Raw genomic sequence first — 23572 nt, 5'->3', positions numbered from 1 at the left:
TGGCATGCCACTATTTCTCGATATTGAGGGGGGACCTGTACGGTCAGAGTAAAGGTTATTACTAGAAGCGTCATTGCCGCAGGTCCGGAACGTTGCAGAACTCCCAGCTGGTGTTCAGGACCGAGTGACGTTCTAATGTTGGTCCATGACCGTACCTGGCATTGACCGGCCCGCACTGGTCGCATGGATGGGCCGGCACGTGCCCGACGCGGGCGAGCCGCTGTCCGTCTCGCTGATCTCCGGCGGCAGGTCCAACCTGACCTACCTCGTCGAGGCCCGCGAGCGCCGCCTGGTGCTGCGCAGGCCGCCGCTCGGTCACGTGCTGCCCACCGCCCACGACATGCGGCGCGAGTGGCGGGTCATCTCGGCGCTCGCGCCCACGCCCGTTCCGGTGCCCTCGCCGGTCGCGTTCTGCGGGGACGAGTCAGTCATCGGCGCGCCGTTCTATCTCATGGGGTACGTGGCGGGCGCGGCCGTACGGACCCGGGAAGAGCTGGGCTCGCCTTCGCCGGAGCGGACGCGGCGGCTGTCGGAGCGGCTGGCCGAGGTGCTGGCGGCCATCCACGCGGTGGACTACCGCGAGGTGGGGCTGGGGGATTTCGGGCGGCCCGAGGGGTACCTGAGCAGGCAGCTCGACCGTTGGGGGCAGCAGTGGGAGCGGTCGAAGACGGCGGATCTGCCCGAGTACGACCGGCTCGTGCGGCGGCTGCGGGAGCGGCTGCCCGCCTCGTCCGACAGCACGCTGGTGCACGGGGACTACCGGCTGGACAACACGTTGATCAAGCTTGGCGACTCTCCCGAGATCGCGGCCGTGGTGGACTGGGAGATGTCCACGCTGGGTGATCCGCTGGCCGATCTGGGGCTCACTTTGACGTACTGGCACGATCGGGGGGATTCGGAACGGGCCGGGATTCCGGTGGCGGGAGATGTGACAGTGGCGCCCGGGTTCATGAATTCATCGGAGTTCGCCGCCCACTACGCAAAGGTTTCAGGCCGGGATATTTCAGATCTTGGGTTTTATGTGGCTTTTGGAAACTTCAAGCTCGCGGTCATCGTGGAGGGTATCCACGCCCGGTTCCGGCAAGGTAAGACGGTTGGGGAGGGATTCGACCGCATCGGCTCCGCGGTGCCGACGCTGATCTCCCGCGCACATCGCATGCTCGACCAGCCCTGACCCGTACGGGCACCCCTGATCCTCAGCCCTCAAGGAGCACCATGAGCACTGTTGCACTCATCACCGGAGCGGCCAGCGGCATCGGCGCCGCCGTGGCGCGGCGGCTGGCGGCGGGCGGTGCCAGATGCGTCCTCGTCGACCTCGACGGCGAAGGCGTCGAGCGGCTGGCCAAGGAGCTGGGCGGCGCGTGGCTGGCCGCCGACGTCAGCCAGGAGGAGGCCTCCCTGGAGGCGGTGGCGCTGGCCGAGCGGCGCTTCGGCCGGCTCGACCTGGTCCACCTCAACGCGGGCGTCTCCGGGCAGGTGGACCTCGCGGACTTCGACGTGGCGCGGTACCGCCAGGTGGTCGGGGTGAACATGGACGGCGTCGTGTTCGGGGTGCGGGCCAGCGTCCCGCTGCTCATCCGGTCCGGCGGGGGCGCCATCGTGGCCACCTCGTCGCTGGCCGGACTCGTGGGATTCTCCGGCGACCCGATCTACACCATGACCAAGCACGCCGTCGTCGGCCTGGTGAGGGCGCTCGCCGAGCCGCTGGCCGTGCAGAACATCCGGATAAACGCCGTATGCCCGGGATTCACCGACACGCCGCTGGTGGCCGAGTCGCGGGAGATGTTCGTCGATGCCGGGTTCCCGCTGCTCACGGCAGAGGACGTGGCCGCCGCCGTCGAATCCGCCTTCTACGCCGACACCCCCGGCACGCTCCTGGTCGTGCAGCCCGGCAGACAGCCGGTGCCGTACCGCTATGCGGGGGTGCCGGGCCCCGCAGGAGGCCAGCGGCCACCCGCGCTCTGATAAACGGCAAGTCACTTGCAAGCGGGATTATTACCGTAATAAGAGCCGGGGCTATCCCGGCTCTTGTGCGTTTCCTTATGTTCGCGCGCCCTGAAAAACCTTCGCCGGCTCGTGAGCCCCTTGTACATTTGCGCCACGATGAGGAGCCTCCAGTGATTCCAACTGACGGCCGGCACGCGCGGCGACGATCTCCGTGGCCGCTCGCTCTGGGAGCGGGCATTCTCGCGGTGGTGCTCGTGGCGGGCATCATGGTCTACGCCTCGACGCGCAGCAAGGCCCGGAGCATGTTCAGGGGCGACGAGGTCGCCTCGACGGTGCCCAACGAGCCCGCGCCGCAGCTGGAGCAGCCGCCGGCGCTCGCCAACTGGCCGCGCTGGGGCGTCACCCACACCCAGTACAGCGCCGACAACGAGCCGCGGCGGGTCGCCGAGCAGGCCAAGGGCATGCTCGGCCGGGTCCCGATGCTGCAGAACCAGCACATCATGGGCTGGGGCGTCGGCAACCCCGAGCCGAGTCCTGGTCAGTTCAACTTCCGCGACCTGAACCGGCGGCTGAGGTTCATGGCGTCGTCGCGGGCCGTGCCGGTGATCACGCTGTGCTGCGCGCCCGACTGGATGAAGGGCGGGCAGGCCGGGCGTACGGACTGGAGCAGGAACCATACGGTCGCGCCGAAACCGGAACACTTCGACGACTACGCGAAACTGGCCGCCAGGGTCGCCAGGCAGTATCCGACCGTCAAGCACTACCTGGTGTGGAACGAGTTCAAGGGCTTCTGGGATCCGTCCAGGAACCGCTGGGACGCCGAGTCGTACACCGCGCTGTACAACAAGGTCTACACGGCCTTGAAGCAGGTGGACAGGAACATCCAGGTCGGCGGCCCGTACATGCCGATCGAGAGCAACGCCAGAGGCGGCCGCTCCGAACTGAGCGGGCCGTGGGGCACGGTCGACCAGAGGGCGCTGGACGCGATCGAATACTGGCTGGACCACAAGAAGGGCGCCGATTTCGTCGTCGTCGACGGCGCCTCCATGACGAACGACCGGGGCAACATCCCCGATGATTTCGCGGCCCAGAACAAGTTCGGCGCGATCACGACCTGGCTGCGGCAGAAGAGCCGTGACCTGCCTGTGTGGTGGGCCGAATGGTACGTCGAGCCGGAGAATTCGGGCTGGTCGGAGCGGAAGCGCACGGCGGTTCAGGCGGCGGCGCTGATGGAGTTCGCCAGGAGCGGCGTGACGACCGCTCTTTACTGGAATCCGCAGCAGCAGGGGGCGGGCGAGTGCTCGGGCTGCCTGTGGGCCCCGAAAGTCGGCGGTGAGATGCCGATGGCCGGCCTGCTCAGCGGCTTCACGAAGTGGTTCCCGGTGGGGGTGCGGGTGGAGCGGGTGGACACCTCGAACCCCCGGATCACGGCACTGGGCCAGGAGCGCCAGGTCGTCATGGTGAACACCTCGGACAGGCCCGTCTCCGCGAGGGTGGACGGCCGGCGGGTGACGCTGAAACCGTACGAGATCAAGTGGTCAGGCCGCGGCGGCGCCTGAAAGCGCTCGCTTCGCTCTGAGCCGCCTCAGGCACCTGGTGCTTGGCTGTGGAGGCTGTGAGCCAGGTCGGTGAGCGCCTTGATCATCTGATCGACCGAGGTGTCAGTCAGGCCTGCGACGGTCTCGTCCGCGAGATCTTGCCACAGCTGCTTCAGCTGCGGGATGACCTGCTGCCCTTTGTCGGTCAGCTGTACGACGTTCGCGCGCGCGTCCTGGACCGCGGCGACGCGGCTGACCAGCCCCGCCGCCTCGAGCTTGCGCACCATGAGGGTGATGCTGGGTGGTTCGCAACCCGCTCCGGCAGCCAGCTGTCGCTGAGTCTGCGGGCCGTCGGCGTGGAGCAGGAGCAGCACGGCCTCATGCCCTGGGTGCAGTCCCAGCTCTGCGAGCTTGGCGCCGGCCCGGGCCCGGTGTTTCAGGGCGATCATCCGGATCGCTCCGTTCAGCGCCTCGGCCCGTTCGAAGTCCACCAGGCCTCCTTGCGTGCGAGATGGTTACGTGCATAATGGTTAGGCGCATAACGTTATGCCCGTAACCATCTGTTGAGTCTACAAGGGAGATCACCATGCGTGTAGTGGGCTTCACCTCCTTCGGCGACCCCAGCGTGCTGGCCGTCGTCGACGAGCCTTTACCCCAGCCCGGCGAAGGTCAGGTGCGGATCCGCGTCGAGGCGGCGACCGTCAATCCGGCCGACGTCGCCGCCCGTTCCGGCGCTTTTGGGCCGATGCTGCCCGCGGGACCGCGCTACGTCCTGGGCTGGGATGTGGCCGGCTGGGTCGACGCCGTCGGACCGGCCACGCCCGGCTTCGCGCCAGGAGACAACGTCGTCGGCATGTCCGACTGGCTGACAACCAAGCGCGGCACGCACGCCGAGTTCGTCGTGCTGGACGCCGCCGCGGTCGCGTCCGCTCCGGCCGGAGTCGACCCGGCCGAAGCGGCGACGCTCCCCGTCAACGCCCTGACCGCCGACCAGGCTCTGGACCTGCTCGGCCTGACCGAAGGCCAAACCGTGGCCGTCACCGGAGCAGCCGGCGCGGTCGGCGGCTACACCGTCGAACTGGCCCGGCACCGGGGTCTCAACGTCATCGGTATCGGTTCTCCCCAGGACGAGACTTTCATCAGCAGGCTCGGAGCCACCTTCCTTCCCCGCTCCGACGACCCGGCCCGCGCCCTGCGCGCGATCATGCCCGAGGGCGTGGACGGACTGCTGGACGCGGCGGTCATCGGCCCCCCGGCGCTGGCCGCGGTCAGGGACGGTGGCACGTTCGTGAGCGTGATGCCGCCCGCCACGCCACCGGCCGAGCGTGGCATCAGAGTCGAGACCGTCTTCGTCCGCAGTGACGGCGCACGCCTCAGCGAACTGGTCACCCTCGTCGAACAGGGTCGGCTCACCCTCCGGCTGGCCCAGACCTTCACCTTCGACCAGGCCGCCCAGGCCCACGAACTCTTCGCCAAGGGCGGCCTTCGCGGCCGCCTCGTCCTGACGCCGCGAGACCGGCCATGAACCACGAGGACGAGTTCGCCCGGGCATGGGCCGATCCGCGCAACACCCGCTTCGAGCCACCCTCCATCGACATCAACCGCGTGCTCGCCGAGCGGTACAAGACAAGCGAGCCGCTGACCTTCACCCGCACCATGCTGTGGGACCTCGAGGTCCGCAAGGCATGGCATCCCGACATCTACCTCCCCTACGTCGTACGCGAGGGGAGCGCCGTCACCTGGAACGCCGCAGACGATCGAACGACGTTCGACCGCTCCTCAGAGCAACGGCGCTGGATGGAGCAGGACGACTTCGGGCTGGTCCTGGAAAGGGTCCACCTGAACCCTGCCGAGCAACGGGTCACCTTCATCGGCGCGGCGGAACTGCCCGGTCCGACCGGCGCCACGCTGCGGGCGGGAACGAAGCAGCCGTTGTTCCACATCGAGCACGCGGTCGCCGGCGATGAGAAAGAGCCGCTGAATCTGTGGCGGATAGTCAACCTCACTCAGGAGCCGGACGAACGCCTTGCCCAGACGCTCAGCAGGCGCACATATGAGGGATGGCTGCCGGGCTTCATCGAGATCTACATCCGTTCAGCACTGAACATCGAGCTGACCAGGCTCGACACCGCCTGACCAAACGCACGCCGTACTTGCGTCCGGGATGGGCCAAAGCGGCCTCCCGGAGCGCGAGACTGCCAGGCCCACCGCTCGTTCTCCCCGAGCAGCAGCTAGTGCGGTGGCCACAAACGTTCGCCGGGTCTGGTGGCTGCTCCAGTTTGGGCAACAGCGACCGCTGGTCTGCAATGATCCGGGCGATTAGTCTGCTTTGCGTCGCACTAGCGAGGGGAGACCTTGTGGCTGTTCGTCATGTCATCACGATCCAGGTTGCCGCTGGCCAGGCCGCCAGTTTCGCCAGCGCTTTCAAGGCGCTGCAGGCTCTCGTGCAGCAAGAAGAGGGCTGCGAGCAGTACGAACTGTTCCAGAGTCTGGACGCCCCTGACCGGCTGGTGATACTCGAACAGTGGGCCAGCCAAGAGACGCTGGAGAAACACATGGAGGCGGAGCGCAACGACTACTCCTCACGCGTTGACGCTCTCGTGGCTCTGTGGGCACCCGGAGTTCTCCCGACAGTCGAGCGCTTCGACGTGTGACTGCAGTTCATCAGACCCGGCGCACGTTTGTGGCCACCGCACCAGGTCGGCAACACCGACTTTCGAGCTACGGTCGTTCGGGTGAGTACCGATGAGGACCGTGTCCGCCTGGCCCGGCAACTCGGGCGGTTACCCGTGCGCGAACTGGTCGACGTGCTGCGCCGGGTCCTGCCCCAGCACGCCGAGGACGGCAACGGAATGCGTACGACGCTGGTCCTGGCCACGGCCACCGTCTACGAGCAGGAGCCTGCCGGCATCGACGTGACGCTGGTGGCGTGGCCCGATCGGGACCACTACGACGATGGTCCCGGACCCGAGCAGGGCCTGTGGGAGGACGGGCGCTGCGCACGGTGTGACGTCGAGGTCAGCTCCAACGCCAAGCGGGCTTACTGCCCGGTGTGCAACACGCGCTGCACGCTGACCTGAACTGTGAATCAGGCTCGGGCTGCAACTTTGCCTTGTAGGGGTAATGAAGGCGATCCGAGGTGAGGTAGATCTTCTGCAGTGGTCACTGGTTTGATCAGCTTGCTCCACAACGCCGCTGGCTACGGATCCGGCCTGCGCGCCTTCCCCCAAGGCACGTTGACCTCCTCACCGCTCATCGCGCGGACCCGGTACGGCGTCAGGCGGGCCGGACATCCAAGTGATCAAGCCTATAAGAGTCAGGACGGGAATGGCGATCAACGCGGGAGAATGCCACTCGGGAGCTATCATCTCAAGATCGCTATCGTCATTGAGCAGCCAAAACCGTGTCAGGGGAGAGAGCAGCACCCCCACGACCAGAGTCAGTTCGTACAGGATGAGCCAGACGCCGGTCGGCACGGTGGACCTGAAAGGTGATCGATGGTTCAGGCGGTCGAGCACGGCGATGAGAACCGCCTCGGCGGCCAGAACCATGGTGATGCCGAGCGTCACATTCCGCGCATGCGCGACCTCGCGCTTCAGCTGTTCCAGCAATATGTCATTCCATGGCTCTTCGTACCAGGGATTGAGTTCTCCCTTCGGATGGGCGATCAGCTGGAGCGCGGTCATGTTGACCGCGGCATACAGAACCGGGGCTGCCAGAGCGGTCGAATATATGAGGCGACGTACGTTCATGCGCTGTTGGATGCCAATGTCGGCGTGCAAGTTTCGCTGGGCGCCCAGCCGGATGGCGAGGACGGGTTTGGCTCCATCCGAGGGAGCGGCTGAGCTGGGCGGATAAGGCATGGGCTGTTTGGACGGGTGGTCGTTGTCCACCGTGTGAGCAGACGCGCGAGACGGTGGTGGCGGCGAGCTCGGTGCTGGAGGAGTCTGTCCCGTTAACTGGCCACAGCCCCTGGCGACTTCAGTTGCGCCGGTGATGTGAGGCTCATCGTGACGGAGTAGTTACAGGATTTACATCACATTTTTGGGTAATTAGCACTTCCTCTGTGATTTCCGTCACATGGCCTTCTTGGTTTGCCAGCGTTGCAGGCATGTGAGCTGCCCGAACTCCATGAGCTGACTCAATTCGCCAGCCCTCTGCATCAACTCTTACCAGCTTGTCAAGATCTATTCCTGGTTCATCCTATCTGTGTATATCTGTGGCGTTATTTATGTGGCGCTTATGGGGATGCGCCTGAGGCCCTTGGGGTTTCTGGTCTACGGGGAGTGTGGGCGTGGCCATGCGGCGTGTTCAGGCAGCTGCGAGGGTGCTGGGTCGGAGCCGGTTAGGGCTTGGACAGAGTGGACCATCGAGATGGGCGAGTCGCGTCGCCCTGGTCGTGACCGTGGCTCTCATGCCGGGCGTTCTCGCGCTGGAGACGCAGGCGTTCGCCGTCGCCCCTTCTCCGAACCGGCTGGCTATCCCCGCTTCCCCGTCTTCAGGTTCCGTCAACAGTGCACCTGTCCAGGATTCCGGGTCCGCGGCGAATCTGCCGCACCTCGTCGGCCCGGCCGCCACTCAGCCCCAGGCGGAGGGCAAGACGGACAGCGACAGCAAGCGGCCCAAGGGCTCGCTTCCGCTGGAGAAGCCGCGCGAGATGGTGGACGAGCCGGCCGCAGACGGACTGAACAGCCCGCCGCCGCTGACCTGGGAATCGTCCCCCGACGCCGCCGGATCAGCACAAGCGACGAACGACGGACGACAGACCCGTGTTCGCGCTGAGAGCGCCGGCCTGCACAAGGTCTCCCTGGGAAGCGCGGCGCAGGACGATGCGAAGGCAACCTGGACGCAGGCTGTCACGGCCGCCGCGCTTCCGGCGGTGTCGGGAATGTTGGCCTCTCCCGGCCAGCAGGTGTCGGGGTTGTGGACGTTGCCGTCCACGCAGCCGACCTTCTACGCCTACGGCGGGGACGCGGACTCGCGGACGTTGCGTCTGGAGGCCCAGGTCGAGCACGACCCTTCGGTCGCCACCCAGGGTACGGGGCTGATCTGGTCCGCTACCGGCGACCTTTCGTCCAGCGGGTGCTACACGACCAGTAGGTGCTGGTTGCAGTCCCCTGCGGTGACGGCGGGCAAGTTGAAGGACGGTTGGCTGATCCGCTGGCGGGTGCGGGTCTCCACGTCCGGCGGCGTGGTGAGTGCGTGGTCGCCCTGGCAGGCCGGACGGGTGGACACCTCCAAGCCGGTGGTGTCGGAGGCGACGGCCTCCCCAGGCCAGTTGACGTCCGGGATATGGAGCCTGCCGTCAACTCAGCCGACTTTCTACGCGTACGGCGGAGATCCGGAGTCGCGGACGTTGCGCCTGGAGGCGCAGGTTGAGCACGACCCTTCGGTTGCGACGCAGGGTACGGGGTTGATCTGGTCGGGTTCTGGTTCTTTGTCGTCCAGTGGGTGTTACACGACCAGTAGGTGCTATCTGCAGACGCCTGCGGTGACGTCGGGCAAGTTGAAGGATGGTTGGCTGGTTCGCTGGCGGGTGCGGGTGTCGGCTGCCGACGGGGTGGCCGGTCCGTGGTCGGAGTGGCAGGGCGGACGGGTGGACACCTCCAAGCCGGTGGTGTCGGAGATGACGGCCTCCCCAGGCCAGCAGGTGGCGGGTCTGTGGACGTTGCCGTCCGCACAGCCGAGCTTCTACGCGTACGGCGGCGACCCCGATTCACGGACGTTGCGCCTGGAGGCGCAGGTTGAGCACGACCCTTCGGTCACCACGCAGGGCACGGGCCTGATCTGGTCGGGCTCAGGTGACCTGTCGAGCAGCGGCTGTTACACGACCAGTAGGTGCTATCTGCAGTCTCCTGCGGTGACGTCGGGCAAGTTGAAGGATGGTTGGCTGGTCCGCTGGCGGGTGCGGGTGTCGGCTTCCGATGGGGTGGTGGGGCCGTGGTCGGAGTGGCAGGAGTCGACGGTCGCGGTGAGCGGTACGGCGGGTAACGGCCTGGGTGCGGTGCCCGCTACCCGCGGTACCGACTCGTGGACGCTGGCGTCCGTCACACCGTGGTTGTACGCGAAGGTGACCGATGCCGGTGGTTCGAAGCTGGTGTTGGGCGCGGAGGTCGAGCACGACCCGGCCGTACCGGCGCAGGGTACGGGGCTGATCTGGTCTGGCAAGGCCACGACCTCCTATGCTTCAGGTGGCAATGCCTGGCTGCAGGTCCCGGCTGGGCAACTGACGGACGGGATGAAGGTCCGTTGGCGGGTGCGTGGTGTGACCACGGCGGGCGTGGAGGGCGCATGGTCGCCCTGGCAGAGCGCGATCGTCGATGCGACGAAGCCGGCCGCGTCCGATGCTGGGCTGACCCCGGCGACCAAGGGTGCGACGTCGTGGACGGCGTCGTCGGTGATGCCGTGGGTGTATGCCAAGGTCAGTGATCCTGATTCGCGCGCTTCGAAACTGTGGGCGCAGGTCGAGCACGACCCGGCCGCGACGGGGCAGGGTACGGGGCTGATCTGGGAGGGCAAGGGAACCACGGCGTACGCCTCGGGGGGCAACGCGTGGGTGCAGGTCCCGGCAGGAAAGCTGACGGATGGGATGAAGGTCCGCTGGCGGGTACGCGGTGAAACCACTACCGGCGCCCTCGGCCCATGGACCGACTGGACCGCTGCCGGCATCGACCTCAACAAGCCGTCGGTCGAGTCGCTGGGGATGGACCCGGCGCTTCCCGGTTCCGCGTCGTGGACGGCGGGAACATTGACGCCGTGGCTGTTCGCCAAGGTGACCGATCCGGAGAACCGGTCGAGCAAACTCAACGTGGAGGTCGAGCACGACCCGGCCGTTCCCGCTCAGGGGGCGGGGCTGATCTGGTCGGGTTCTTCGGACAAGGCGTACGTGTCAGGCACCAATGCCTGGGCGGTCGTGCCGTCAGGGAAGCTGACCGACGGATGGCAGATCCGCTGGCGGGCTCGCGCCACCACCACGTCCGGCGTATCGGGGCCGTGGTCGGAGTGGGTGTCGGCGCGCGTGGACACGACAGTGTTCAAGACGATCCCGCCCGGGCCCGCAGTGAGCATGGTGTCGGCGCCTGTCGGCCAGTTGGTGACGGGCAAGTGGATACTGCCGACCACCAGCCCGTCCTTCACCGCCGCGATCTCGGACGTGGACCGGCGGCCTGGCGTGCTGGAGGCGGAGGTCGAGCACGACCCGGCGGCGACCGGCCAGGGTACGGGTCTGATCTGGTCCGGGCAGAGCACGACGTTCGACGAAACATGTTTCACGGGGCAGACGTGCTGGGCTTCGCACGAGTCGCCCGCGGTGACGGGGCTGCAGAACGGCTGGCACGTCCGGTGGCGGGTGCGCGCGGTGGTGCAGTCCACCGCCACCGCAGGCGCGCTGGTGTCGGGCCCGTGGTCGGAGTGGCAGTACGCGCGCGTGGACACCTCCAAGCCGGTGGTGTCAGAAATGCTGGCTTCCCCGGGACAGCAGGTAGCGGGCTTGTGGACGTTGCCGTCCACCCAGCCGACCTTCTACGCCTACGGCGGCGATCCCGATTCACGCAAGTTGCGCCTTGAGGCGCAGATCGAGCACGACCCGTCGGCCGCCGGCCAGGGCTCCGGGCTTATCTGGTCCGATACCGGCACGCTGTCGAGCAGCGGTTGTTACACGTCGAGCAGATGCTGGTTGCAGTCTCCCGCGGTGACGGCGGGCAAGCTGAAGGACGGCTGGCTGGTCCGCTGGCGCGTGCGGGTGTCCACCTCCGACCAGGTGGCGGGCCCGTGGTCGGAGTGGCAGGGCGGACGGGTGGACACCTCCAAGCCGGTGGTGTCGGAGATGACGGCCTCCCCAGGACAGCAGGCGTCAGGACTGTGGAGGTTGCCGTCCACGCAGCCGACCTTCTACGCCTACGGCGGCGACCCGGATTCGCGGCCGTTGCGCCTGGAGGCGGAGATCGAGCACGACCCGTCAGCGGCGAGCCAGGGCTCGGGCCTGATCTGGGCGGCCGCCGGCGCGGTGTCGAGCGGCGGTTGTTACACGACCAGCAGGTGCTGGTTGCAGACCCCAAGCGTGGCGTCGGGCGAACTCAAGGACGGCTGGCTGATCCGCTGGCGCGTGCGGGCGTCCACCGCTGAGGGGGAGGCGGGCCCGTGGTCGGAGTGGCAGTACGCGCGCGTGGACGCCTCCAAGCCGGTGGTGTCGGAAATGCTGGCCTCGCCGGGACAGCAGGTAGCGGGCTTGTGGACGTTGCCGTCCACGCAGCCGACCTTCTACGCCTACGGCGGCGACCCCGACTCGCGGCCGTTGCGTCTGGAGGCGCAGGTCGAGCACGATCCCGCGGTCGCAGCGCAGGGCACAGGGTTGATCTGGTCCGGTACCGGCGCGGTGTCGAGCGGCGGTTGTTACACGTCGAGCAGATGCTGGTTGCAGTCTCCCGCGGTGACGGCGGGCAAGCTGAAGGACGGCTGGCTGATCCGCTGGCGGGTCCGCGTGTCCACCGCTGACGGGATTGCCAGTCAGTGGTCGGAATGGCAGGCCGGACGGGTGGACACCTCCAAGCCGGTGGTGTCGGAGATGACGGCCTCCCCGGGTCAGCAGGTGGCGGGGTTGTGGACGTTGTCGTCCGCGCAGCCGACCTTCTACGCCTATGGCGGTGACCCGGATTCGCGGGCGTTGCGTCTGGAGGCGCAGGTTGAGCACGATCCGTCGGTCGCGGCGCAGGGTACGGGGTTGATCTGGTCGGGTTCTGGTTCGTTGTCGTCCAGTGGTTGTTACACGACCAGTAGGTGCTATCTGCAGACGCCTGCGGTGACGGCGGGCAAGCTGAAGGACGGCTGGCTGGTCCGCTGGCGCGTACGGGTGTCCGCCTCCGACGGGGTGGCCGGGCCGTGGTCGGAGTGGCAGGAGTCGACGGTCGCGGTGAGCGGCACGGCGGGTAACGGCCTGGGTGCGGTGCCCGCTACCCGCGGTACCGACTCGTGGACGCTGGCGTCCGTCACACCGTGGTTGTACGCGAAGGTGACCGACGCCGGCGGTTCGAAGCTGGTGCTGGCTGCGGAGGTCGAGCACGATCCGGCCGTACCGGCACAGGGCACGGGACTGATCTGGTCCGGCAAGGCCACCGCCTCCTACGCCTCGGGCGGCAATGCCTGGCTGCAGGTCCCGGCCGGGCAACTGGCGGACGGCATGAAGGTCCGCTGGAGGGTACGCGGCGTCACCACTGCCGGCGTGGAGGGCACATGGTCACCCTGGCAGAGCGCCACCGTCGACGTGACGAAGCCCGCCGCCTCCGACGCCGGATTGACCCCGGCGACCAAGGGCGCGACGTCGTGGACGGCGTCGTCGGTGACGCCGTGGGTGTTCGCCAAGGTCAGCGACCCTGATTCGCGCGCTTCGAAACTGTGGGCGCAGGTCGAGCACGACCCGACCGCGACCGGGCAGGGTACGGGGCTGATCTGGGAGGGCAAGGGCGCCACCTCCTACGCTTCGGGCGGCAACGCCTGGGTGCAGCTCCCCGCAGGAAAGCTGACCGACAGCATGAAGGTCCGCTGGCGCGTACGCGGTGAGACCGCCACCGGCGCCCTCGGCCCATGGACCGACTGGACCTCCACCAGCATCGACCTGCGCAAACCCTCGGTGTCGGGCTTGTCGATGACTCCGGCGACCTGGGACGCCGGAAGCTGGACGGCGGCGGCGACCTCGCCATGGCTCTACGCGAAGGTGACCGACCCGGAGACCAGAGATTCCCTGCTCGCCGTGGAGATCGAGCACGACCCGGCCGCGACCGGCCAAGGCAGCGGCCTGATCTGGACGGGGAAGAGCGCTCAGCCGTACCACTCCGGCGACAACGCGCTGGTGCAGGTACCGGGCGGGAAGCTGACCGATGGGATGAGGATTCGCTGGCGGGCGCGTGCTGAGACCACCACCGGCGCCATCAGCCCGTGGTCGGACTGGACCCAGGCACGCATCGACCTCAACAAGCCGTCGGTCGAGTCGCTGGGCATGGACCCGGCGCTGCCGGGCAGCGCGTCGTGGACGGCGGGGACGCTGACGCCGTGGCTGTTCGCCAAGGTGACCGATCCGGACAACCGGTCCAGCAAGCTCAACGTGGAGGTCGAGCACGACCCGGCTGCCGCCGGGCAGGGGACCGGGCTGATCTGGTCGGGCTCCTCGGACAAGGATTACGCGACGGGGACGATCGCCTGGGCGGCCGTACCGGCAGGAAAGCTGACCGACGGATGGCAGATCCGCTGGCGCGCCCGCGCCACCACCACGTCCGGGGCGTCGGGGCCGTGGTCCGCGTGGGTGTCGGCGCGCGTGGACACGACGATCTCCAAGACGATCCCGCCCGGCCCTGCCGTGAGCACGGTGTCCACGTCTGTCGGCCAGTTGGTGTCCGGCAAGTGGATACTGCCGAGCACCAACCCGTCCTTCACCGCCGCCATCTCCGACGCCGACCGGCGGCCCGGTGTGCTGCAGGCGGAGGTCGAGCACGACCCGGCGGCGACGGGCCAGGGTACGGGGCTGATCTGGACCGGGCAGGGCACGACGTTCGGTGACACCTGTTTCACGAACCAGACGTGCTTGGCCTCGCACGAGTCGCCCGCGGTGACGGGGTTGCAGAACGGCTGGCAGATCCGGTGGAGGGTGCGCGCGGTGGTGCAGTCCACCGCCGCTCCGGGCGCGCTGGTGTCCGGCCCGTGGTCGGAGTGGCAGTTCGCGCGCGTGGACACGTCCAAGCCGGTGGTGTCGGAGATGCTGGCCTCTCCGGGGCAGCAGGTGGCGGGTTTGTGGACGTTGCCGTCCACGCAGCCGAGCTTCTACGCCTACGGCGGCGATCCCGACGCCCGGGCGTTGCGCCTGGAGGCCCAGGTCGAGCACGACCCGACGGCCACCACCCAGGGCACAGGTTTGATCTGGTCCGGTACTGGCACGGTGTCGAGCAGTGGTTGTTACACGACCAGTAGGTGCTGGTTGCAGACGCCTGCGGTGACGTCGGGCAAGTTGAAGGACGGCTGGCTGGTCCGCTGGCGCGTACGGGTGTCCACGTCCGGCGCGGTGGCCAGTCAGTGGTCGGAGTGGCAGGCCGGGCGGGTGGACGCCTCCAAGCCGGTGGTGTCGGAGATGCTGGCCTCTCCGGGGCAGCAGGTGGCGGGTTTGTGGACGTTGCCGTCCACGCAGCCGAGTTTCTACGCCTATGGCGGTGACCCGGATTCGCGGCCGTTGCGTCTGGAGGCGCAGGTCGAGCACGATCCGTCGGCCGCCGGCCAGGGTTCAGGTTTGATCTGGTCCGGTACTGGCACGGTGTCGAGCAGTGGTTGTTACACGACCAGTAGGTGCTGGTTGCAGACGCCTGCGGTGACGTCGGGCAAGTTGAAGGACGGCTGGCTGGTCCGCTGGCGCGTACGGGTGTCCACGTCCGGCGCGGTGGCCAGTCAGTGGTCGGAGTGGCAGGCCGGGCGGGTGGACGCCTCCAAGCCGGTGGTGTCGGAGATGCTGGCCTCTCCGGGGCAGCAGGTGGCGGGTTTGTGGACGTTGCCGTCCACGCAGCCGAGCTTCTACGCCTATGGCGGTGACCCGGATTCGCGGCCGTTGCGTCTGGAGGCGCAGGTCGAGCACGATCCGTCGGCCGCCGGCCAGGGTTCAGGTTTGATCTGGTCCGGTACTGGCACGGTGTCGAGCAGTGGTTGTTACACGACCAGTAGGTGCTGGTTGCAGACGCCTGCGGTGACGTCGGGCAAGTTGAAGGACGGCTGGCAGGTCCGCTGGCGCGTACGGGTGTCCACCGCCGACGGAGTGGCCAGTCAGTGGTCGGAGTGGCAGGCCACACGGGTGGACGCCTCCAAGCCCGTGGTCTCAGAGGCGACGGGCTCCCCAGGACAGCAGACGTCAGGGTTGTGGACGCTGACCTCGACGCAGCCCACCTTCTACGCTTACGGCGGCGACCCCGATTCGCGAACGTTGCGCCTAGAGGCGCAGGTCGAACACGACCCTTCGGTCACCACGCAGGGCACGGGCCTGATCTGGTCGGGCTCAGGTGACCTGTCGAGCACCGGCTGTTACACCACCAGTAGGTGCTGGCTGCAGACCCCCGCGGTGACGGCGGGCAAGCTGAAGGACGGCTGGCTGGTCCGCTGGCGCGTACGGGTGTCCACCTCCGATGGGGTGGTGGGCCCGTGGACGGAGTGGCAGGCGTCCACCGTCGCGGTGAGCGGCACGGCGGGTAACGGCCTGGGTGCGGTGCCCGCCACCCGCGGCACCGACTCGTGGACGGTCGCCTCGGCTACACCGTGGTTGTACGCGAAGGTGACCGACGCCGGTGGTTCGAAGCTGGTGCTGGGCGCCGAGATCGAGCACGACCCGGCTGCTCCCGCCCAGGGCACGGGTCTGATCTGGTCCGGCAAGGGCACCGCCTCCTACGCCTCGGGCGGCAATGCCTGGGTGCAGGTCCCGGCAGGGAAACTGTCGGACGGGATGAAGGTCCGCTGGCGGGTACGCGGCATCACCACCGCCGGCGCTGAAGGCGAATGGTCCCCCTGGCAGAACGGCACCGTGGACCTCCGCAAGCCCAGCATCGACGGCCTGGGGATGAACCCGGCGATCCGCGGCACGACCTCGTGGACCGCCGAGTCGCTGACGCCGTGGATGTACGCCAAGGTGACCGATCCCGAGAACCGGCCCAGCAAGCTCGATGTCGAGGTCGAGCACGACCCGGCCACCGGCGACGAGGGCACGGGCCTGATCTGGTCGGGCTCCTCGGACAAGGAGTACGTCTCCGGCACCAACGCCTGGACCGCCGTACCGGCCGACAAGCTAACCGATGGCTGGCACATCCGCTGGCGCGCACGCGCCACCACCATCTCTGGAGTGTCGGGGCCGTGGTCTGACTGGGTGTACGCGAGTGTGGCGGCGCTGCCGTTCGAGTCGTTCTCCCCGGAGAACAACAGCCAGGTGGGCACGTTGACGCCGGTGCTGTCGGCGAACGCGCGGCCCTTCAACAAGGGCGAGGTCAAGTACTGGTTCCAGATCTGCGCGGGCAGCGCACCGAACTGGCGCTGGTGTAAGGACTCCGCGGAGCAGACCGAACAGTGGACCACGGAAGGCGCCTGGCAGGTCAACGACAAGCGGTTGAAGTGGGGCGAGACGTACTCGTGGATGGCCAAGGCGGCCACGACGTACACCACGGTGACCTCCTCGTGGCGGACCTTCACCCCGGTGCCGGAGCAGGGCAACATCAATGGGTTGCTGGCCGCCGGCACACAGGGCCGCGAGTTCAACCACACCTCGGGCAACTTCGCGCACACCTCGACCGATGCCTCAGTGGCGGTGGTGGGGCCGCCGCTGTCGGTGAGCCGTACCTATAACAGCCTGGACCCGCGCACCGACGGCATGTTCGGCGCCGGGTGGACAACCCGCTGGGACATGCGGATCGAGGCGGAGCCGACAGGCAACCTGCTGGTGACCTACCCGGGCGGTGAGCAGCTGCGGTTCGCGCCCACGGGCAACGGCACGTATGCGCCTCCGCAGGGGACGTTCGCGACGATGGCCGCCGACCAGGCGGGTGGCTGGCGATTGATGGACAAGTCGGCCACCTCCTACTGGTTCGCCGCGTCCGGGCTCCTTACGAAGATCACCGATCATCGGGGACGGGCTCAGGAGCTGACCCGGGGCAGCGATGGCAAGCTGGCCAAGGTGACCGCGACGGGCGGCCGGTCGTTGACGTTCACCTGGTCAGGGAACCACGTGGCGAGCGTGTCCACCGACCCGGTGGACGGCAACCCGCTGACCTGGACCTACACCTATGAGGGTGATCTGCTGGTCAAGGTGTGCCCGCCGACCTCGGCGACGGACTGCACCGGCTACACCTACGGGACGAGCTCGCGGTACAAGAGCGTGATCACCGACGACCGGCCGGAGTACTACTACCGGCTGAACGAGGCCGAGACCCGTACCGGCACCACCGTCGCGAGCGCGGCGGGCTGGAACATCACCGAGGAGCAGGCCAAGCTGAACGGGACCACCCCGGCCGACCTCGGCACCCAGGTGCCGGGTGCGCTGGCCGGATCGCCGGACACCGCCATGCGTTTCAAGGGTGCGGCGACCTCGACCTTCGTGCAGCTCCCGCGGAACGCTGTGAGCGGCCAGGGCGGGGAGCTTGCGGTCGAGGCGTGGTTCAAGACCGCCGCCTCCGGCACGGTCATCGGCATGCAGGACAAGGCGGACAACCAGCCGTCGGCGTCCGTACCGGTGGTGTATGTCGGCACCGACGGCAAGCTGCGCGGCCAGTTCTTCACCGGCCTGTCCACCATCGCGCAGACCCCGATCACTTCCTCCGGGGCGGTGAACGACGGAGCCTGGCACCATGTGGTGCTGTCGGCGGTGGAGACCAAGCCCGCCACCAGCTCGGCGCCGGCGGAGCACACCCAGACGCTGTACCTGGACGGAGTCGCGGCGGGCACGCGGGCCGGGGAGATCCAGCACGGTGACATGGTGGAGACCCGGATCGGCTCCGGCTACAGTTCCTCGGCCTGGCCATCCACCACTGGCAGCGGCGCGCTGTTCCCGTTCAACGGCGACATCGACGAGGTCGCGATCTATGGCAAGCCGCTGGGCGCGGCGGCCGTGCAGCGGCACTTCGCGGCAGGGAAGCCGCAGCCGCAGCTGACCAAGGTGACCCAGCCGTCGGGCCGGGTCGGGGTGGTCAACGCCTACAACCCCGACGGCGGCCGGCTGGTGACGCACACCGACGCGCACGGCGGCACGTGGAAGCTGTCGGACCCGGTGTACGCCAAGCAGACCACCATCTCGACCTTCGCCACTGTGACGGTGACCGACCCGCACGACGGAGTCGTCACGTATGTCGCCGACGCGCAGCGTGGCTACCGGCAGGTGTCGGTGACCGACCAGGTCGGCGCGACCACGAAGTACACCTATGACATCGGAGGGTTCCCGGCCAAGGAATACGACCCCAACGGGAATGCGGTGGAGATGGCGTTCAACGCCCGGGGCAACATGTTGTCCAAGAAGACCTGCCGGGCGGCCGGAAATTGTTCCACCGAATACTTCGCCTATTTCCTGAATGCCGAGAATCCCTTCGACGCTCGCAACGACCTGAAGATCGCACACCGGGACGGCAGGTCGGCCTCGCCGACAGACGAGACGTACCAGACGTCCTGGACGTTCAACACCTATGGCGAGGAGATCAAGCAGACCACCCCGGCCACCGCGGACTTCCCGCAGGGCCGCTCGGCGGTGAAGACCTACACCGACGGCACGGAACCGGCGGCGGGCGGAGGGAACACTCCGGCAGGACTGCTGGAGTCGGCCAAGGACTACAACGGCAACGAGGTCACCTACGCCTACACCACGTCGGGGGACGTCGCCGTGGAGGCCACGGCGACCGGGCTGACGTACGCGCGGGAGTACGACGTGCTCGGCCGGGCGGTCAAGGAGACCGAGATCTCGAAGGCGTTCCCGGACGGGCTGGCCACGACGATCACCTATGACGCGCTCGGCAGGAACACCTCGCGTACGGGAACGGGCGTCAAGAACGAAGTCAGCGGCGTGACGCACACGGTGAAGTGGACTCGCACCTACGATCCGGACGGATTGCCGCTGATCGAGACGCTGTCCGACCTGACCGGCGGCGACGCGGCCAGGACCACCGCCTACGACTATGACTCCTACGGGCGGCTGGAGACGGTGACCGGTCCGGAGGGCGGCGTGCAGCGCTTCGCCTACGACCACAAGGGGCAGAAGGTCAGTTTCACCGATGAGCGTGGCGCCACCTTCCATTACGGCTACACGGCGCGGGGGGAGCTGGCGACGAGCACGTTGAAGGGGTGGACCGGTAGCCCGCTGGACCCGCAGCAGGTGGCCGACGTGGTGATGGTCTCATACGCCTACGACCTGGGCGGTCGGCTGGCCTCGGAGACCGACGCGATGGGCCGTACCACCGCCTACACCTACTACGGCGACGACCTGCCGGCGAGCAGAATCGCCAAGGGAGCGCGGCTCAACGGATCCTCCACACAGCGAGACGTGGTGCTGGGATCACGGGTGTATGACGCGACAGGCAATGTCGTGGAAGAGACGACCGATGGCGGCACGCTGCGGCTGGCAGGCACGTACGACGCTGCGGGACGGCTGACCAGGCTCGCGACGGATCCGGACAAGCTCAACCGGATCGCGAGCTACAGCTACGACGCCAACGGCAACGTGATCAAGATCAGCCGGACCGCGGCGGGCTCGGACCGCACCGAGGTCAGCGAGTACGCCTACAACGCCGCCAATCAGCCGATCCGAGAGGTGGTGCACAACGACGGCGGGGAGGATCTGATCACCACGGTGACCGTGGACGACCGTGGCCTGACCACGGCGACGACGGATCCGCGGGGTAACGCGCCGGGCGCCGATCAGGCGGCGTACACCACCAACATCACCTATAACGCCCTGAGGATGCCCACGCAGGTGCAGTCGCCGCCGGTGGCGGTGGAGCACGCGGGTGCGGCCCCGGTCAACCAGCGGCCGGTGACGAGAACCGGTTACAACACCTATGGGGAGCCGACGCACCGGGCCGACGCCGAAGGCAGGGTCGTGACCAGCGTCATGGACCGGGCCGGCCGAGTGATCGAGCAGACGATGCCGGCCTACACGCCGCCGGGCGGCCAGTCGGTCACGCCGAAGACCATCTCCCGCTATGACGCGGCGGGCCAGCTGATCAGCAACACCGACGCCAGAGGGCAGGAGACCACGTTCGTCTACGACGGTCTGGGCAGGAAGGTGCAGGTCAGAGCGCCTAAGGCGGCGGTGTCGAGCTACGGCTACGACCTGCTGGGCGAGGCGTTGTGGACGGTCGACCCGACCGGCGCCCGGTCGGAGTCCACCTACGACGACCTGGGCCGCCAGATCACGCTGACGACGATCGAGCGCCGGCCGGCTCAGGCCACCTATGTCACCCGGATGGAGTACGACGACGCCGGCCAGGTCACCAAGACCACCCGGCCGACCGGAGACAGCTCCACCCGGACCTACGACGCCACCGGCGCGCTGACTTCGCACACGAACGCGCTGGGCGACACCACGACGTTCGTGTACGACCTGGCCGGGCGCCCGGTCAAGTCGACCGATGCCCTGGGGCTGTCCAGCACGGCCGCTTTCGACCTGGCCGGGCGGAAGATCCAGACGCAGGAGCTGGACGCGCAGGGCGCGGTGCTGCGCACTCTGCGGTTCGGGTACGACGCGGCCGACAACCTGGTCAGCGAGACCTCGGCCGAGGGGCACACCACCACGCAGGTGTTCGACGCGGCCAACCGGCTGGTGGAGCGCCGTGAGCCGGTGTCGGCGACCGAGACGATTACCACGAGCTTCGGTTACGACGCCGCCGGGGCGCAGACCCGCTCGACTGACGGGCGCGGTAATGCCACCTACACCACCTACAACAGTCTCGGCCTGACCGAGTCGGTGATCGAGCCGAGCACTGCGGCGCACCCGCAGGCGGCCGACCGTACGTGGACCACCGTCTACGACGCCGGGAGCAATCCGGTGACCACCCTGCTCCCCGGCGGGGTGCGCATCGACCGGGTCTTCGACGAGCTGAACCGGTTGACCCAGCAGACCGGCACCGGCGCGGAGACCGCTACCGAGGCCAAGACGTTCGCCTACGACCTCGCGGGCCGGGTGACCAGCGCCAACGACCTGGGCTTCACCCTCAACGACCGAGGGCTGCTGCTGAAGGTCAGTGGGGCGGGCGGGGATGTCAGCTCCTACGCCTACGACTCCAACAGCCGGTTGGCTCAGCGCGTGGACGTGACCGGTACCTCCACCTTCACCTGGGACGACGCCGACCGGCTGACCCAATCGGTCGACCCGGTCAGCGCGGTGACCATCGACTATGGCTACGACAAGAACTCGCGGCTGACCTCGATGGCCTACGGCACGTCCGGGGCGCGGCGCAGCTACAGCTACGACGGGCTGAGCCGGCTGACCAAGGACCAGCTCACCACCTCGGCGGGAAGCCCCATCGCGTCGGTCGAGTACGGCTACGACCTGGACGACAACCTGACGTCCAAGACGACCGCGGGTACGAGCGGCGCCGGACAGAACACCTACACCTACGACTGGTCCAACCGACTGACCTCCTGGACCGCGCCGGACGGCACCAAGACCGGCTATGAGTGGGATGCGGCGGGCAACCGGGTCAAGGCCGGCGACAAGACCTTCACCTACGACGAGCGCAACCGCCTGACCTCGGGAGACGGACACACCTACACCTACACCGCCCGTGGAACCCTGGCCGAGGACTCGGCCGGCATCGTCCGCCGCACCAAGTTCGACGCCTTCGAGCGGTTGATCAACGACGACGGCGTCGTCTACGACTATGACGCCCTGGACCGGGTGGAGAGCCGTACCGGAGGTGGCAAGAGCACCCGGATGGCTTATGACGGCATAAGCAACAACCTGACGGCGGTGACCGACGGAGACACCGGCGTGGCTAAGTCGATCTTCGGACGCGACGCGCTGGGCCGCACACTCGGATTGTCGGACGGGGCCGGAGGGCGGCTGGCCTTCTGTGATCTGCGCGGTGACTTGATCGGCACCTTCGGGGCAAGTAGCACGTCCCTGGCCGATTCGGTCGCCTATGACCCCTTCGGCGAGGTGCTTGCCCGTACCGGGCAGGCTCACGACCTGGGCTACCAGGGCGGCTATACCGACCCGGACACGGGCAAGGTGAACATGGCCTCCCGCTGGTACCAGCCCAGCACCGGCAGTTTCGTCAGCCGGGACACTCTCGGCCAGGCCCCCGACCCCAGCGTGCAACTCAACCGCTACGCCTATGCCAATGACAACCCGCTGACCTCGGTGGACCTGGACGGGCACGCGACCAAGACGAAGACGAAGACGAAGACGACAACGAAGACGAAGACGAAGACGACGACGAAGGTGAAGACCCAGAAGGAGAAGGAGAAGGAGTACAAGGCTTGCGAGAAGCAGAACTTCTCAAACAAGAACGGGCTCAACTGTGACGCGGAAAAGAAGATCTCCAAAGAGACGAAGAGTTTCATCGTCGACTGCAAGAAGGGTCTCAGCGACGAGAATGCGTGCTCGGACGGTGGGACGGCTTACACTTCCTGCCGCCTGAAGGGCACGAAGTCGAGTACCTGCGAAGGCGACGGAGTCAAGCAAGCCTGCGTCACCCAGGGCGGAGGCAGCCTCTGCAAAAATTCCATCGAGGCATACGACGCCTGCCGGTCGGACAAGTCGATCTCCCGATTCGTGTGCATCGAAGGCAATCCACAGTACGTCGACTGCATGCATCGCTACACCAACGCGCACGACACCTGCGTCGGGGCGACCGGAGCCTATGAGCGGTGCCGCATCGACGGCAACCACGGTTCCAAGCCTCAGTGCATGGTGGCGGGCGAGGTCTACGCGGTCTGCTCCTACAAGGGAGGCCTCAAGGATCTGGGCTCTCGCAGCGGCTACGACCAGATTGACTCCGTCTGCAAGGAGGTGGCGAATGACACGGTCCGGTGCTTCCTGAAGGTTCAGGGCTCGCTCGGAGACTGCTTCGCCGCCGGCCTCGTCCAACTGGACTGCATCAAGGCGACGAAGAGAGTCGGCGATTGCGGAAAACTGGCCGACGGCATCTACTGGTGCATGTCCAATCCCAAGTCGGACTTCTGTGACTCCACCCCTTACGAGAGGCCCTGCGTCACCAAGAACAAATCCAAGACGTGCGAGAAGTACTACTCGGCGGTCCAGGCATGGTTCACATCGGAGATCTACAAGAAGTCCGATCTCACGACACCCGGGGTCTGTCAGGTGAAGGATTTCCTGTCCTTCATACCCATTGCCAAACCGGCGGAGACGGCGGCGGGCACAGTCTGTGGACTCATTGAGAACGGGATCAAGATTATCAACACGGTGACCAAGGACGCCGATGTCAATGCCGCCTGGAAGAAGGCGCGCCTGAGTTCCCCCGGCACCGGGCTCATCCTCAAGCGCGTCTGTACCGACGTCGCCAGCGATATAGGCTCCGTTTGTACCGACTCCATCCGTCCTGCCTGAATGGGAGGCTCTCATTGAGGCGGAATCA

10 protein-coding genes are annotated in these 23572 nt (G+C 67.4%); 8 read left to right on the top strand and 2 right to left on the bottom strand.

Annotated elements, in window-relative coordinates; all coding sequences use genetic code 11:
* The first annotated feature begins 145 nt into the window (after positions 1-145).
* The 3 genes from ABD830_RS23255 (at position 146) to ABD830_RS23245 (ending at position 3506) form a co-directional block, all read left to right on the top strand.
* Complete coding sequence (locus ABD830_RS23255) at positions 146-1174, top strand: phosphotransferase family protein (RefSeq protein WP_344990867.1); 1029 nt, start codon at positions 146-148, stop codon at positions 1172-1174.
* Positions 1175-1215: 41 nt separating this feature from the next.
* The gene (locus tag ABD830_RS23250; protein WP_344990864.1) at positions 1216-1965 is read left to right on the top strand and encodes an SDR family oxidoreductase; all 750 of its coding nucleotides are present in this window, start codon (positions 1216-1218) and stop codon (positions 1963-1965) included.
* 152 nt (positions 1966-2117) lie between these two features.
* A complete protein-coding gene (locus ABD830_RS23245; RefSeq protein ID WP_344990861.1) occupies positions 2118-3506 on the top strand; it encodes a xylan 1,4-beta-xylosidase in 1389 nt (462 codons plus the stop codon).
* 26 nt (positions 3507-3532) lie between these two features.
* Here the strand turns inward: ABD830_RS23245 and ABD830_RS23240 are convergent, their stop codons facing one another.
* Complete coding sequence (locus ABD830_RS23240) at positions 3533-3976, bottom strand: MarR family winged helix-turn-helix transcriptional regulator (protein ID WP_344990858.1); 444 nt, start codon at positions 3974-3976, stop codon at positions 3533-3535.
* 95 nt (positions 3977-4071) lie between these two features.
* Here ABD830_RS23240 and ABD830_RS23235 point away from each other — a divergent pair, with 95 nt between their 5' ends.
* From ABD830_RS23235 to ABD830_RS23220, 4 genes are all read left to right on the top strand, one after another.
* On the top strand, positions 4072-5010 hold the full coding sequence (locus tag ABD830_RS23235; protein ID WP_344990856.1) for an NADP-dependent oxidoreductase: 939 nt from the start codon (positions 4072-4074) through the stop codon (positions 5008-5010).
* The gene (locus ABD830_RS23230) at positions 5007-5621 is read left to right on the top strand and encodes a hypothetical protein (protein ID WP_344990853.1); all 615 of its coding nucleotides are present in this window, start codon (positions 5007-5009) and stop codon (positions 5619-5621) included. Before ABD830_RS23235 ends, ABD830_RS23230 begins: the two co-directional genes overlap by 4 nt.
* A gap of 221 nt (positions 5622-5842) precedes the next feature.
* On the top strand, positions 5843-6139 hold the full coding sequence (locus ABD830_RS23225) for a putative quinol monooxygenase (RefSeq protein ID WP_344990850.1): 297 nt from the start codon (positions 5843-5845) through the stop codon (positions 6137-6139).
* Positions 6140-6220: 81 nt separating this feature from the next.
* Positions 6221-6565 carry a hypothetical protein gene (locus tag ABD830_RS23220; protein ID WP_344990847.1) on the top strand — a complete coding sequence of 115 codons (345 nt, stop codon included), beginning with the start codon at positions 6221-6223 and terminating at the stop codon, positions 6563-6565.
* Positions 6566-6730: 165 nt separating this feature from the next.
* On the opposite strand, the gene ABD830_RS23215 is transcribed toward ABD830_RS23220, so the two are convergent.
* Complete coding sequence (locus tag ABD830_RS23215) at positions 6731-7378, bottom strand: hypothetical protein (RefSeq protein ID WP_344990844.1); 648 nt, start codon at positions 7376-7378, stop codon at positions 6731-6733.
* A 521-nt stretch (positions 7379-7899) separates the two neighbouring features.
* Between ABD830_RS23215 and ABD830_RS23210 the strand changes: the two genes are divergently transcribed.
* Complete coding sequence (locus ABD830_RS23210) at positions 7900-23544, top strand: RHS repeat-associated core domain-containing protein (RefSeq protein WP_344990841.1); 15645 nt, start codon at positions 7900-7902, stop codon at positions 23542-23544.
* Positions 23545-23572 lie beyond the last annotated feature (28 nt).

Origin of the sequence: Nonomuraea helvata (genome assembly GCF_039535785.1) — a bacterium.
GTDB lineage: Bacteria > Actinomycetota > Actinomycetes > Streptosporangiales > Streptosporangiaceae > Nonomuraea > Nonomuraea helvata.
This window is presented reverse-complemented; position numbering and strand designations above follow the sequence as displayed.

Excerpts from the sequence above, each read along its gene's own strand:
- ABD830_RS23230 (WP_344990853.1), top strand. The coding sequence starts at position 5,007 with ATGAACCACGAGGACGAGTTCGCCCGGGCATGGGCCGATCCGCGCAAC.
- ABD830_RS23250 (WP_344990864.1), top strand. The coding sequence starts at position 1,216 with ATGAGCACTGTTGCACTCATCACCGGAGCGGCCAGCGGCATCGGCGCC.
- ABD830_RS23235 (WP_344990856.1), top strand. The coding sequence starts at position 4,072 with ATGCGTGTAGTGGGCTTCACCTCCTTCGGCGACCCCAGCGTGCTGGCC.
- ABD830_RS23255 (WP_344990867.1), top strand. The coding sequence starts at position 146 with ATGACCGTACCTGGCATTGACCGGCCCGCACTGGTCGCATGGATGGGC.
- ABD830_RS23210 (WP_344990841.1), top strand. The coding sequence starts at position 7,900 with ATGCCGGGCGTTCTCGCGCTGGAGACGCAGGCGTTCGCCGTCGCCCCT.